General features: G+C 66.4%; 12 protein-coding genes. 9 read left to right on the forward strand and 3 right to left on the reverse strand.

Annotated elements, in window-relative coordinates; all coding sequences use genetic code 11:
- The first annotated feature begins 14 nt into the window (after positions 1-14).
- The 6 genes from H4O10_RS00105 to H4O10_RS00130 all read left to right on the forward strand — a co-directional run bounded on the left by H4O10_RS00105 (position 15) and on the right by H4O10_RS00130 (position 5,377).
- Positions 15-1,469, forward strand: a complete 1,455-nt coding sequence (locus H4O10_RS00105) for a surface lipoprotein assembly modifier (RefSeq protein ID WP_044570304.1) — start codon at positions 15-17, stop codon at positions 1,467-1,469.
- A 136-nt stretch (positions 1,470-1,605) separates the two neighbouring features.
- Positions 1,606-2,010, forward strand: coding sequence for a response regulator (locus H4O10_RS00110; protein ID WP_012480424.1), 405 nt, complete (start codon positions 1,606-1,608; stop codon positions 2,008-2,010).
- Between the two features lie 9 nt (positions 2,011-2,019).
- Positions 2,020-3,615, forward strand: coding sequence for a PAS domain-containing protein (locus H4O10_RS00115; RefSeq protein ID WP_049442097.1), 1,596 nt, complete (start codon positions 2,020-2,022; stop codon positions 3,613-3,615).
- Positions 3,616-3,685: 70 nt separating this feature from the next.
- Positions 3,686-4,027, forward strand: a complete 342-nt coding sequence (locus H4O10_RS00120) for a type II toxin-antitoxin system prevent-host-death family antitoxin (RefSeq protein WP_005413623.1) — start codon at positions 3,686-3,688, stop codon at positions 4,025-4,027.
- A 3-nt stretch (positions 4,028-4,030) separates the two neighbouring features.
- Positions 4,031-4,657 (forward strand): hypothetical protein, encoded by a 627-nt coding sequence (locus H4O10_RS00125; protein ID WP_005409857.1) that lies wholly within the window; start codon positions 4,031-4,033, stop codon positions 4,655-4,657.
- A gap of 105 nt (positions 4,658-4,762) precedes the next feature.
- Positions 4,763-5,377, forward strand: a complete 615-nt coding sequence (locus tag H4O10_RS00130) for a hypothetical protein (protein ID WP_005409856.1) — start codon at positions 4,763-4,765, stop codon at positions 5,375-5,377.
- 84 nt (positions 5,378-5,461) lie between these two features.
- Here the strand turns inward: H4O10_RS00130 and proP are convergent, their stop codons facing one another.
- The gene (gene proP, locus H4O10_RS00135; RefSeq protein ID WP_044570299.1) at positions 5,462-6,949 is read right to left on the reverse strand and encodes a glycine betaine/L-proline transporter ProP; all 1,488 of its coding nucleotides are present in this window, start codon (positions 6,947-6,949) and stop codon (positions 5,462-5,464) included.
- A gap of 480 nt (positions 6,950-7,429) precedes the next feature.
- Between proP and H4O10_RS00140 the strand changes: the two genes are divergently transcribed.
- The 3 genes from H4O10_RS00140 (at position 7,430) to H4O10_RS00150 (ending at position 10,623) form a co-directional block, all read left to right on the forward strand.
- Entirely contained in the window at positions 7,430-7,846 is a 417-nt protein-coding gene (locus H4O10_RS00140) for a host attachment family protein (RefSeq protein ID WP_005409854.1), read from the forward strand.
- A gap of 5 nt (positions 7,847-7,851) precedes the next feature.
- On the forward strand, positions 7,852-8,175 hold the full coding sequence (locus H4O10_RS00145) for a thioredoxin family protein (RefSeq protein ID WP_012480421.1): 324 nt from the start codon (positions 7,852-7,854) through the stop codon (positions 8,173-8,175).
- Positions 8,176-8,271: 96 nt separating this feature from the next.
- On the forward strand, positions 8,272-10,623 hold the full coding sequence (locus tag H4O10_RS00150; protein ID WP_012480420.1) for a GH92 family glycosyl hydrolase: 2,352 nt from the start codon (positions 8,272-8,274) through the stop codon (positions 10,621-10,623).
- Positions 10,624-10,698: 75 nt separating this feature from the next.
- On the opposite strand, the gene H4O10_RS00155 is transcribed toward H4O10_RS00150, so the two are convergent.
- Together H4O10_RS00155 and H4O10_RS00160 are read right to left on the reverse strand one after the other, a co-directional pair.
- Positions 10,699-12,081, reverse strand: coding sequence for a sensor histidine kinase (locus H4O10_RS00155; RefSeq protein ID WP_012480419.1), 1,383 nt, complete (start codon positions 12,079-12,081; stop codon positions 10,699-10,701).
- Entirely contained in the window at positions 12,074-12,748 is a 675-nt protein-coding gene (locus tag H4O10_RS00160; protein WP_005413615.1) for a response regulator, read from the reverse strand. Before H4O10_RS00160 ends, H4O10_RS00155 begins: the two co-directional genes overlap by 8 nt.
- Positions 12,749-12,786 lie beyond the last annotated feature (38 nt).

Below are 12,786 nucleotides of genomic sequence, written 5' to 3' on the forward strand. Positions count from 1 at the left end.
GCCACGGATCGACCATGCGCCATCCCATCTTCCTTGTGATCCTGTTGCTGGCGGCTGCCGATGTGCGCGCCCAGCAGGATGATCTTCGTCGTGTGCTGGAGCAGGGCAGCGAGCTGCGCCACCAGCAGCAGGACCAGCAGCGCCTGCAGCAGGCCGAGTCGGCGCGACCGACCATCACCATCGACGGCCAGACCCTGCGCGTGGAGCGCACGGTCGACGATCTGGGCCAGGCGCTGTACCTGTCGCTGCAGCATCAGCAATGGGGCGCAGCGCAGCGCTTCCTGGACGAATACATCGAACTGCCCGGCCACGACCCGTTGCTGCGCCACTACGCGCAGGGCGGCCTGGCGCGGGTGGCCGGCAATCACCACCGCGCGGCCAACGAGTACGAAGCACTGCTGGCGGCGCAGCCGGATTTCCTGCCGGCCCGCCTTGAGCTTGCACGTGTCCATGCCGAGGACCAGCGCGACCGCGATGCGGAGGCGTTGTTCACGGCCATCGCCGGTGACATCAATGCCGACGACCCCACTACCGGAGGTGTACGCGGACGGGTGGACGCCTACCTGGCCGCACTGCAGGCGCGCAGGCGTTGGAAAGGAGCGCTGGCAGCCGGCCCGGCATGGAGCAACAACGTCAACCGCAGCTCGGCCAGCCGCACCTGTCTGTTCGGAGTGGGCGACACCTGCATCATCCAGCGCAATCTTCCCGATGCCCAGCGCGCCATGGGCCTGGACTACGACGGCAACCTGGAGCGTCGCTGGGCATTGGCCGGTCATCACGGCGTCTATGTGCGCGCGCTTGCGTTCGGCCAGGCATGGCGCGGGCACAGCGCCTACAACGAGCTCAATGCGAGCGTGCAGGCGGGCTATAGCTGGCGCAGCGCACGGCATACCCTGCAGATCGCGCCGAGCTATGACTACCAGGGCCTGGGCAACCGGGCTCTGCAGGGCGGCAGCGGGCTGCATGGCGAGTGGCAATATGCACTGGACGCGCGCAGCCTGCTCAGGCTGGAGGCCGACTGGAAGCGCCAGCGCTATCGCCAGCGCGGCCTGGCCAGCAATTACGACGGTGAGCTGGCCGCGGTGTATGCCACCTGGTTCCGTGCGCTCAACCCGCGCTGGACCCTCTTTGCCGGGCTGGACCTGAGTGACAGCCGCGCCGCCAATCCGGCCAACGGCTACCGCCAGCGTGGACTGCGCCTGGGGGCGGCGCGCCAGTGGACGGGCACCACCGCCACCGTGTTCGTGTCGTTGCGCGAGCGCGACTACGATGCGTGGAGCCCGCTGCTGGAGGCGCGGCGTGAGGACAGCGAACAGAACCTGATTGCTGTCGTGCGCAGCGAGCGCTTGGCGGTGGCCGGGCTGGTGCCCAGCCTGAGCCTGCGCTACGCGCGCATCGACAGCAACGTCGGCTGGCTGTACAGCCACGACCGCAGCCTGCTCAGCCTGAAATGGGAACGGGCCTTCTGAACGCGCCGCTGCGCTGCCACGGTGAACGCGCCGTGGCCGCGATCTTCATTCATCATCACGCGCTCTTGTAGCCCGTTTCGCGCATCCTTCGGGTGTTGCGGCAGAGCTGGGCCGCGTGTATCGAGGAGCGCCGGTCGTGCTGGAAGCGGGCAACAAACCAGAGGGCCTGAAAGGGCTGCGTGTACTGGTGGCGGAGGATGAATTCGCCATCGCGATGTTTCTGGTCGACTATCTGGAGCTGAAAGGCGCACAGGTGGTGGGGCCTGCCGGTGACCTGCAGGCGCTGGGGCGGCTGGTCGATATCCATCCCATCGATGTGGCACTGCTGGATATCAACCTGGGCGGTGAGCAGGTCTATCCGCTGGCCGATCGACTGGCCGAGGCGGGTATCCCTTTCCTGCTGACCTCCGGTTACGACGACAACCTGCCCAGCCGCTTTGCCAGCGCGCCGCGCTGTACCAAGCCTTATCACATCGAAGCGCTGGTGCAGCAGCTGGCCGCGCTGGTGGCGGCGCCGCAGGTCTCTGCGGGCATTGCCTGATTGCGCGGCATGTCGCGCCGTCCTGAAGACATCCACGCCGCCAAGCTGCGTGGCCAGATGCCACCTGCACCGCAGCTGCATGTGCGCCACGATGGCATGGCCGCGCGCATCGCCCGCCACGACTGGTCATCCACGCCGTTGGGTGCCTGCGAGCAGTGGCCGCCCCACCTGCGCGCCACCGTCGACCTGATGCTGGCCCATGGTTTCCCGATGATCGTGCTGTGGGGTGAGCAGCTGGTGCAGCTCTACAACGATGGCTATGCCGAGATTCTGGCCGACAAGCATCCCGGCGGGCTCGGCCAGCCGACCCGCGAGTGCTGGCCCGAGGTCTGGCATATCAATGGGCCCATCTACCAGCGCGTCTGGCAGGGCGAAACCATCACCTACGAGGACAAACTCTATCCCCTGGCACGCCGCGGGCGGTTGGAGGATGTCTGGTTCACCATTACCTACAGCCCGATCCTTGGCGAGGAAGGGCGCATCAACGGCGTGCTCGTGACCATGTTCGAGACCACAGCGGCGCATGTGGCCCAATCGGCACGCGAGCGCGAAGAGCAGAAGCGGCGGGAGGCGGACCGGCGCCTGGCATTGGCCTTCAAGGTGCTGCCGGTGGGCGTCTGCATTGTCGACACCGAAGGGCGCCTGCAGCTGTCCAACGACCAGATGCGTGCCTACCTGCCCAGCGGCAAGGTGCCCTCCACGGATGAGGTGAACCTGCATCGCTGGCTTGGCTGGCATGCGGACGGCAGCGCCATCGGGCCGGAGGATTTCGCCATCGCCCGTGCGATGCGCGGCGAGACCGTGGTGCCTGGGCTGGAGTTCCAGTATCTGCATGACGATGGGCGCGCGCGCTGGACCCGGGTTGCGGCCGCGCCCCTGCGCGATGGCGACGGTGAGGTCAGCGGCGTATTTGCCATCGCCGTGGACATCGACGATCTCAAGCGTGCCACCGAGCGCCAGTCTGTATTGCTGGCCGAACTGCAGCACCGGGTGCGCAACATCATGTCCACCATCCATGCCATTGCCTGGCGGACCCGCGAGTCGGTCAGCAGCGTGGATGAATACGCTGAACGGTTGTGCGGGCGACTGATGTCGCTGGCGCGCACGCAGAGCCTGCTGACCCGCGGCGCCAATGCCGGGGTCTGTCTGCGTGGCATGCTCGATGAGGAGATCGCGGCGCAGACGCCGGCAGCGGCGGCCTACCGCCTGCAGGGCGAGGATGTGCTGCTGCCGCCGAAGGCGGCCGAAGTACTGTCCCTGGCGATCCACGAGCTGGCGAGCAATGCCCTGCGGCATGGCGCACTGACCCATGAGGATGGCCGGATCGAGGTGACCTGGGATCTGCAGGTTCAGGCCGGCCAGCCATGGCTGGGTCTGCACTGGTGTGAGCGCCATGCCGAAGTGGAGGACTGGGAGCAGCCCCGGCAGCGTGGCCTTGGCCGGGCGCTGATCGAGCAGCGCGTGCCCTACGAACTCGCCGGCAGCGGCGAGCTGCGCTTTGGCCCGCAGGGCCTGGATGCCTGGATCCGCTTTCCGCTGCGCGAGCGAGACAGCCTGCTGCAGACCGACGCTCCCGGCGCGGCGGCGGGCGGTTCCGGCAGGTAAAAGTCCATTTATCCCCAATTGGGCCAAATTGGGCATAATGGCCTCAACTGTCCCCGTCTGGAGCCGTGCCATGACCCTGCCGCTGGATCTGCCTGGCCTCGAAAAGGCCCCCGCGTCGTCGGTGAAGACCCGTGGCTGGCCGAGCCTGATGCGCACCGTGCGCGAGAAGCAGGCGCTGGTCATCACCAACCACAACCACCCCGAAGCGGTGATCGTGGACATCCGCACCTACCAGGAACTGCTGGCCAAGGCCGCTGGCGGCGATGCCGGCGAGCGCAGCGAAGAACTGCTGCGCCTGCGCGGTGAGTTTGACCAGACCCTGGCCAGCCTGCAGCGCGGGGAGGGGCTGGGCAAGGTGCTGGGCCAGCCGATCCGCCGCGGTCGCAAGGTCACCCTCGGCCGTCCGCTCTGACCGATGGGGCGGATCCTGGTGCTTGCCGGCGTCAATGGCGCCGGCAAGAGTTCGCTGCTGGGTACCTGGCTGGAAGCCGAAGGGCTGGGCTGGTTCAACCCAGATTCGTTCACCCGGCGCCTGGTGGAGGCCGGCTGGCCGCTGCCCGATGCCAATGCGGAGGCCTGGCAGGAAGGCACCCGCCGCCTGCGCCAGGCCATGGCTGATGGCACGGACTTCGCCTTCGAGACCACGCTGGGCGGCAACACCATTCCAGGCCTGCTGCGCGAGGCCTGTGAGCAGCATCATGTGGCGGTATGGTTCTGCGGCCTGTCCAGCGTCGAGCTGCACATCGCCCGCGTCGCTGCGCGGGTAGCGGCCGGTGGCCACGATATTCCGGTGGAGAAGATCCACGCCCGCTTCGATTCGGCGCGCGAGAACCTGCTGGACCTGCTGCCACACCTGGCCGAGCTGCATGTCTACGACAACAGCGCTCCCGCCGACGCCGACGGCTGCGTCGAGCCGCTGCCGGTGCTGGCGATGGCGCATGGCCAGCTGCAGTACCCGGTCTCAGTGGCCGAGCTGCTGCATACGCCGGATTGGGCCAAGCCCATCGTGATGCGTGCGATGGAGTTGAATACCTCGAATTAGATCCACGCCATACGTGGATACCCTTCACACATCGCGCGAAACCGCGCCGTGCACGACTGCCACCGGAGCTGCGGTTAGACTGACCGCACACTCAAGGAGGATGACATGCACGGACCTGCGACGTTCCGCTTCAGTTCCATCTGCCTGGTGCTTGCCGCGCTCGCGCTGTCCTGCATGCCGACGATGGCCGCGTCGCCTGCAGCCAAGCGACCATCGCCGCCCAGCCTGGTGCAGGCCTTCCACGCCGCCGAAGCCAACCTGCGGCTGATTCCCGGCGGCGACATTGAATCCGGCTTCCGCCCGGTTTGGACCGCTGTTGCCGATCTCGATGGTGATGGCCGTGCCGAGGTCGTGTATTTCTACACGTCCGACTATTCCGGCGGCAGCTTCGCCCAAAGCAACGTTGTTGCGGTGATGACGGCGCTGACGGCAAACGATCCGCGCGGCCGGGAGAACCCGAACAGCCTGTCGCCGGTGGAAGCAGAGGACTATGCCGCCATCCGCAGGTATGGCTATGCTGACGACGCGGCTGAACAGATTCCAGGCGCCATCCGTGCCATCCGCATCCAGGGTGATCGCATCGTTGTCGATTTCACTGTCAGTGCCGGCGCGACGGTCTGCGAATGGAAGAGCCCGAACCGCCACGTCTGTCCGCCGGACGGAAACTACACATGGACGCTGCGTTGGACGCCGGGGAAGCTGACTCACATCAGGAAATAGCGCCAGGGAGTGCCGGGCGTATTCGCCCGGCGCCACTGGCCCCGTAGGTCCACGCCAAGCGGGGACCGCGTTCTGCGGCCGGCCTCAGGCCGGCTTCACCTGCTCAGGCTCCGCAGCCTCCGGCAGTGGTGGCAAGGTCGGGTCCACCGTTACCGGTACATCGCTCTTCAACAACGCAGCGGCTTCCCTGTCGCTGCCCACTGCCGGCGGTGAGCCACGCAGCGGCAGGCCGGCGGTCTCCTTCACGAACAGCATGGTCACCAGCCCGATCACCGCCGCGCCCATCAGGTAATAGGCCGGCACCAGCGGGTCGCCGGTACGTTCCACCAGCCACGCGGTCACCAGTGGCGTGGTGCCACCGAACAGCGACACCGACACGTTGAATGCGATCGACAGCGCGCTGTAGCGCACCGGCGTATAGAACAGCGCCGGCAGCGTGGACGGCATCGAACTGGTGAAGCACACCAGTGCCAGGCCCAGCAGCATCAGGCCAAGGAAGATCAGCCCGTCGTTGCCGCTGCCGACCAGCAGCAGGCACGGAATCGCCAGCACCAGCAGCGCGATGCAGGCACCAATGATCATCGGTCGGCGGCCCAGCCTGTCACTGAACAACCCGCCGACGATGTTCAGCGGCATCATCACCAGCATCACGATGATGATCAGCAGCAGGCCCTTGCTCTCGGCATAGCCCATGGTGACGCTGAGGTAGCTGGGCATGTAGGTCAGCAGCATGTAGTCGGTGACGTTGAACACCAGCACCAGGCCCATGCACACCAGCAGTTGGCGACCATGCACCTGGAACAGTGCGCCCAGCCCCGGCCGGTCGTGCTCGCGCTTCTCGGCTTCTTCGGCGAACGCGCGGAACGCCGGGGTTTCCTCCAGCTTCATGCGCATGTACAGGCCGAGCAGGCCCAACGGGCCGGCCACCAGGAATGGAATGCGCCAGCCCCAGTCCAGCATCTGCTCGCTGCTCAGCAGCATGTGCAGCGCAGTGACGGTACCGGCGCCTGCGATGTAGCCGCCCAGCGTGCCGAACTCCAGCCAGCTGCCCATCAACCCACGGTTGCGGTCGGTGGAATACTCGGCGATGAAGGTGGCCGCACCGCCGTACTCGCCACCGGTGGAGAAGCCCTGCACCACGCGCGCCAGCAGCAACAGCACCGGCGCCCAGATGCCGATGCGCTCGTAGGACGGAATCAGGCCGATGGCAAACGTGCCCAGCGCCATCAGGATCATGGTGAACGCCAGCACTTTCTGGCGGCCGTAGCGATCCCCCAGCGGGCCGAACACAAGGCCGCCGAGCGGACGCACCAGGAACGCCACGGTAAAGGTGGCGAAGGCGGCGATCACCTGTGCGGTGGGGTTGCTGGACGGGAAGAACACCTGGCCGATGGTGACGGCCAGATAGCCGTAGACACCGAAGTCGAACCACTCCATGGCATTGCCGAGTGCGGCGGCACCGACGGCGCGCTTGAGCATGGGCGTATCGACGACGGTGATCTCATCTACCTTCAGATGGCGGCGGCGTTTGAACCAGCCGAAATGGGCATGTGCATCGGGGGTGTCCTGCATGGGGGCTCCCTGGGAGGTTTGAAATGGAGAAAACGGCGGCATGCGTGGATGCACGCGCACGGCGTGGCACCGCCGTGTCGGCGGAAGCACGGCAACGGGATCACGACGGCCGCGCGGTCAGCGGCCGGGAATCACAGCGATGCGGGGGATGCAGGCGAAGTGCCTGCGGGCGTCATCCGCCAGGATCCAGCGCGAGGCGATGGATGGGCGGAGCAGGAACATGCGTGGCAAGCGGAGCGCCGGTCGGCAGTGCTTTCCACGTAACAGGTGCGCCCGTCACGTAGTGGGTCGTGTCGATCATCCGTTCATCATAACGGCACGCGCGTGAGCGTGCAGCGAAGCGCAGTTGTCTGCACGCTGTGTTCCATCATGCCTGTTCATCTGCAAAGCAATGATGACGTGCGTTGAACGGAATCTGGTCGTGCTGCTCACATGCCGCCCTCTACGTTGTGGGCGAACGCAACAGAGAAGGAGCATCGCATGACCCGTCGCATTCCCGAAGGTACGCTTGTGGTTGTCGCCGATGGCGGTTCGGCCCGTGTATTCACCAATGTCGGCAGCGATCACCAGCTGGCCTTGAAGCAGGAAGGCGAACTGCGCCTGCAGGACATCAGCGAGCAGGGTGTATCCGGGCAGGGGCCTGCGGGTGCAGTGCCGAAGGACATGTCGGTATCCCAGCTCAACGAGGCGACGTTCGCCAAGCAGGTGGCGGAACAGCTCAATGAGGATGCGTTGAAGAACCGCTATGCACACCTGGTGTTGATCGCTGATCCGACCACGCTGGGACGCATCCGTCCGCTGCTGCACAAGGAAACCCAGGCCCGCCTGCTGGGCGACATCGCCAAGGACCTGACCAACGCGCCGTTGGCGGATATCCAGAAGGCGCTGGCGGCGTAGCGCGGATGCCATTCATGCGCGATCACCTGTCGGCGGAGCCCGACCGCTTGGATGTGGAGGCGCAGGTCGGCTGGCTGCTTCTCGAGTTTGGCGCGCCCTGGTGTGGCCACTGCCAGGCCGCGCAGCCCGCGTTGCAGGCCTTTGTCGAAGCGAACGATCTGCCGCACTGGAAGATCGAGGATGGCAAGGGCAGGCCCCTGGGCCGAGCGTTCAAAGTGAAGCTGTGGCCGACGGTGGTGCTGCTGCACGATGGAGACGAGGTCGCGCGGGTAGTGAGGCCGCTGGACAGCGCGGACCTCATGTCATTGCAGGGCGCGCTTCCCGATTGAGGAGTGAACCGGGCGCAGCACGCGGGGCAGTCGCACTGCAGCATGCGGCGTGACAGGCCCGGTGCTAGCATCCGGCTATCACCTGAATCGATCCAAATGCCGATGCCCACGCTGGACCGTCGTCTCCTGATCGCTGTCGCCGCCACGGCGATGCTCGCTTCCGGCCTGGCTTCGGCCGCGCCTGCCAGAACCGCCGCCGACAAGGCCTATGCATCGGTGGACCCTTTCATCGGCACCGGTGGGGAAGGTCACACCTATCCGGGTGCGACGGTACCGTTCGGCATGGTCCAGCTCAGCCCGGATACCCGTATCCAGCCGCGCGAGAAGGCCTACGGTTGGGCGGCCGGCTACCGCTACGACGACAGCAGCATCGTCGGCTTCTCGCACACCCATTTTTCCGGCACTGGCCATTCCGATCTGGGCGACATCCTGCTGATGCCGTTCACCGGCAGTCCCGGCCTGGAGCGTGGCGATCCCGAGAAGCCGCGCAGCGGCTATGCCTCCCGCTTCCGCCATGATGACGAGAAAGCGGAGCCGGGCTACTACGCGGTCACGTTGGACGATTACAAGGTGCGTGCCGAGCTGACCACCAGTACCCGCGTGGGCGTGCATCGCTATGCGTTCCCCAAGGGCACCGACGCCAAGGTGCTGCTGGACATGCGCACCAGCATGTACGACTACCCGGGCAAGGTGTTGTGGTCGCGGGTGCGGGTGCGTGCCGACGGCACGGTGACCGGCTTCCGCGAGACGCGCGGCTGGGCGCCGGGCCGCCAGCTGTATTTCGCGATGCGCTTCTCGCGCCCGCTGGCCGGGCATGAGCTGCACAACACCGAGCAGGACATCGTCTACAAGGGCTTCCCGCCGCCGGGCGAGAAGGATCCGTCCCAGCGCGCACAGATCGAGGGCCGTCAGCTGGTCGGTACCTTCGCATTCGGCAAGCTGGACGCACCGCTGGTGGTCAAGGTTGCCATCTCGCCGGTCAGCGAGGCCGGCGCCATTGCCAACCTCGACGCGGAAGTGGCCGACTTCGATTTCGACCGCGTGCGTGCGCAGGCGAAACAGGAATGGACGCAGGCGCTGTCGGTGCTTGATATCGATGCACCCGAGCACGCTCGCCGCAGCGCCTATACCGCGCTGTACCACACACTGTTGGGGCCGACGCTGTTCATGGATGCCGATGGCCAGTATCGCGGTTCGGACAATGCCGTGCACAAGGCCGATGGTTTCACGAATTATTCGACTTTCTCGCTGTGGGATACCTACCGTGCGTTGCACCCGTTGCTGACCCTGGTGCAGCCGGAGAAGCGCAACAGCGACTTCGTCAATTCGATGCTGGCCCACCATGAGCACAGCCCCTACGGCATGCTGCCGGTGTGGTCGTTCCATGGCCTGGAAGACTGGTGCATGATCGGCTACCACGCCGTGCCGGTGATCGCCGACGCCTACGTGAAGGGCATTCGTGGCTTCGACGCCGACAAGGCGCTGAAGGCGATGGTCGAGACCGCCAATTACGGCCCCTATGACGGTATCGCACAGTACCGCGAGCTGGGCTACGTACCGATCGACGAGGAAGGTGAAGCGGCCAGCAAGACGCTGGAATACGCCTTCGATGACTGGACCATCGCACGCATGGCGCAGGCGATGGGCAAGGGCGATATCGCGGCGACCTTCGACAAGCGCGCGGCCAACTGGCGCAATGCGTTCGACAAGGACACCGGCTTCATGCGCGCACGCAAGCGCGACGGCAGTTTCCGCACCCCGTTCGACCCCAGCGCCAGCGGCTACGGAACCGACTACACCGAGGGCAACGCCTGGCAGTATTCCTGGTATGTGCCGCAGGACGTGGCCGGGCTGGCGGCAGCGCACGGTGGCAGCGACAAGCTGCTCGCGCGCTTGGACGAGGTGTTCAACGCCAAGGTGGATCCGTCCATCTTCGAGCACATGGAAGACATCACCGGGCTGATCGGCTGGTACGCACATGGCAACGAACCCAGCCACCATGTGGCCTACCTGTACTCGTACGCTGGCCAGCCGTGGCGCACCCAGGCGCGCCTGAAGCAGATCATGGACACCCAGTACGCCGACCGTCCGGATGGCTTGGCCGGCAACGATGACGTCGGCCAGATGTCGGCGTGGTATGTGTTCACCGCGCTGGGCTTCTACCCGGTGGCACCGGGCTCGGGCGAGTACATCCTGGGTCGCCCGTTCCTGCCGAAGACCGCGATGCGCCTGCCCAACGGCAAGACGTTCACCATCGTGGCCGATGGCCTGGATGACAGGCACACCTATGTGGGCAGCGTGAGCCTCAACGGCAAGCCGCTGCAGCGCACCTTCCTGCGCCACGACGAGATCCTGGCCGGTGGCGAGCTGCGCTTCAGCATGCAGGCCGAGCCGAACAAGGACTGGCCGGGGCAGGGCGCGCAGGCGCCGTACTCGATGAGCCGGTGATGCGGGGCGGCGCCGTCCTGCCGCCGCCATTGCCCCGCACCTGGTAGGTGCCAACCTTGGTTGGCACGCGGGAGGTCAGCGGAAACGGAACCGCAACCCCACCCGCGCGCCACCGATCGGGGCGGTATCAATCATCAGGATCGCGCCATGTCGCTGCGCGATCTCGGCCACAATCGCCAACCCCAGCCCGCAGCCATCGCCTTCGCTGCTGGCCCGGTAGAAGCGTTCCGTGACGCGCGTGCGTTCGGCTTCGGCAATGCCGGCGCCGTCATCGTCAACCCATGCCTGCACGCCTTCGGCCTCCTGCCGAACGCCGAGGGTGATTACGCCGGGCACGGCACCGTAGCGCAGCGCGTTGTCCAGCAGGTTGCCCAACGCTTCGCGCAGCAGCTGCGGATCGCCCTGCACCTGCACGCCGTCGTCTGGCCCCTCGTAGCCCAGGTCAACGCCCGCCGCCAACGCACGGTCGGCGTAGCGCTCCACCACCCCGCGTGCCAACGCAGCCAGGTCCACCGGTTGCAGTGGCAGTGCGCTGCCATGCGGATCTTCCGAGCGGCTGAGCATCAGCAGCTGGTTGACCAGATGCTGCAAGCGGGCCAGCCCGGCCAGCGTGCCGGACAGCGCCAGCTGCTGGGCCTGCGGGTCGTGCTGGCGCAATGAACTCTCCAGCTCCACCTGCATCGCTGCCAGCGGTGTGCGCAGCTGGTGCGCGGCATTGCTGACAAAGCGCCGCTGCGCATCCTGCATCGCATCCAGACGCTGCAGCAGCGCGTTGTAGGCCTCTACCGCCGGCCACAGTTCGCGCGGCGCCTCCTGCGCGGGGTCCAACGGTGCCAACGGATCCGGCCGCGGGCTGGCCAGCTTCCGCGCAACCAGGTTGGCATGGCGAGCGGCAGCGCCTGTACCGGACCAGGCCAGCCACGCCGCCAGTGCCAGGATCGCGGCCTGGAAGGGAACGCTGGTCAGCAGCAGCTTGCGCTCCAGCCGGTGGCGTTTGCGAAGCGTCTCAGCCACGCGCAGCCGGATGTCATGGCCCGGTCCGGCGCTGACCACCACCTCGACCATGCGCACGGCCTGACCACGCACACGTGCATCGTAGTAGATGGCGTCGTCATCATTTCCCGCTGCGATTGCGGGGCGGGGCAGGGCTTCGGGCAGGTCGCCATACAGACGCCCACCCTCGGCATCGACCACCTCGCCATGCACTTCGTCGGCGGTGTCCCAGCTGAACATGCGCGAGACGGCTGGGGTGATCTCGATCGAAGCGCGACCATCCTGCACCGTCACCAGTTCGGACAACGACATCGCTGAATCCAGCAGCCAGCGGTCGTAGACCTGGCCGGCATAGAACCGGGCCAGCGCAAATGAACCCACTGCGCTGCACAGCAGCAGCACCAGCAGCGGCAGCCACAGGCGCCTGAGCAGCAGGCCACGCAGGCTGTGCACGCGCTCAGTCACCCACGGCCTCCAGCCGGTATCCAAGCCCACGCAGCATGCGGATGCCGACGCCGGCGCGCGCCTGTTCCAGTTTGCGGCGCAGGCGGCTGACATGCACCTCGATCACCGACAGGTTGGCCTCGTGGTCCCAGCTGTACAGCGCATCGAACAAGCGCTGCTTGGTAACCGTGCGGCCGGGATGCTGCATCAGTGCCTCGACCAGCGACAGCTCGCGCGCGGTCAACTCGATGCGCTGGCCTTCAACCTGCACTTCATTGCGGATGCTGTCGAAGCACAACCGGCCCAATCGCTTCTGCGCCGGTGCATCGCTGCGGCGGCGCGACAGTGCACGCAGGCGGGCTTCCAGCTCACCGAGTGCGAACGGCTTGGCCAGGTAATCGTCGCCACCGCGGTCGAGGCCGAGGATGCGGTCCTCCACACCATCGCGTGCGGTCAGGATCAGCACCGGCAGGGTGGCGCCGTCGTTGCGCAGGCGCGAGAGCAGGTCCAGGCCATCGACGTCGGGCAATGAAAGGTCCAGCACCATCACGTCATACGGTGCGCTGGCCAATGCCGCCGGCGCGTGCAGTCCACGCGAGAGGTGGTCGCACAGATGACCGGCACCCTGCAGGGCGCGGATCAGTCCATCGGCCAGAGCGGCGTCGTCTTCGATCAGCAGGATTCGCATTGCAAGCTTCGTGCAAGGTTGGGGCAAGTTTGGCGCAA

The sequence above is a fragment of the Stenotrophomonas sp. I18B00994 genome, from assembly GCF_014145825.1.
Classification (GTDB): Bacteria; Pseudomonadota; Gammaproteobacteria; order Xanthomonadales; family Xanthomonadaceae; genus Stenotrophomonas; species Stenotrophomonas maltophilia.

What these genes read in the sequence shown, in the direction of transcription:
- H4O10_RS00130 (WP_005409856.1), top strand. Translation starts at nt 4,763, where the DNA reads ATGCACGGACCTGCGACGTTCCGCTTCAGTTCCATCTGCCTGGTGCTT.
- H4O10_RS00120 (WP_005413623.1), top strand. Translation starts at nt 3,686, where the DNA reads ATGACCCTGCCGCTGGATCTGCCTGGCCTCGAAAAGGCCCCCGCGTCG.
- H4O10_RS00105 (WP_044570304.1), top strand. Translation starts at nt 15, where the DNA reads ATGCGCCATCCCATCTTCCTTGTGATCCTGTTGCTGGCGGCTGCCGAT.
- H4O10_RS00115 (WP_049442097.1), top strand. Translation starts at nt 2,020, where the DNA reads ATGTCGCGCCGTCCTGAAGACATCCACGCCGCCAAGCTGCGTGGCCAG.
- H4O10_RS00160 (WP_005413615.1), bottom strand. Translation starts at nt 12,748, where the DNA reads ATGCGAATCCTGCTGATCGAAGACGACGCCGCTCTGGCCGATGGACTG.
- H4O10_RS00145 (WP_012480421.1), top strand. Translation starts at nt 7,852, where the DNA reads ATGCCATTCATGCGCGATCACCTGTCGGCGGAGCCCGACCGCTTGGAT.
- H4O10_RS00140 (WP_005409854.1), top strand. Translation starts at nt 7,430, where the DNA reads ATGACCCGTCGCATTCCCGAAGGTACGCTTGTGGTTGTCGCCGATGGC.
- H4O10_RS00125 (WP_005409857.1), top strand. Translation starts at nt 4,031, where the DNA reads ATGGGGCGGATCCTGGTGCTTGCCGGCGTCAATGGCGCCGGCAAGAGT.
- proP (WP_044570299.1), bottom strand. Translation starts at nt 6,949, where the DNA reads ATGCAGGACACCCCCGATGCACATGCCCATTTCGGCTGGTTCAAACGC.
- H4O10_RS00150 (WP_012480420.1), top strand. Translation starts at nt 8,272, where the DNA reads ATGCCGATGCCCACGCTGGACCGTCGTCTCCTGATCGCTGTCGCCGCC.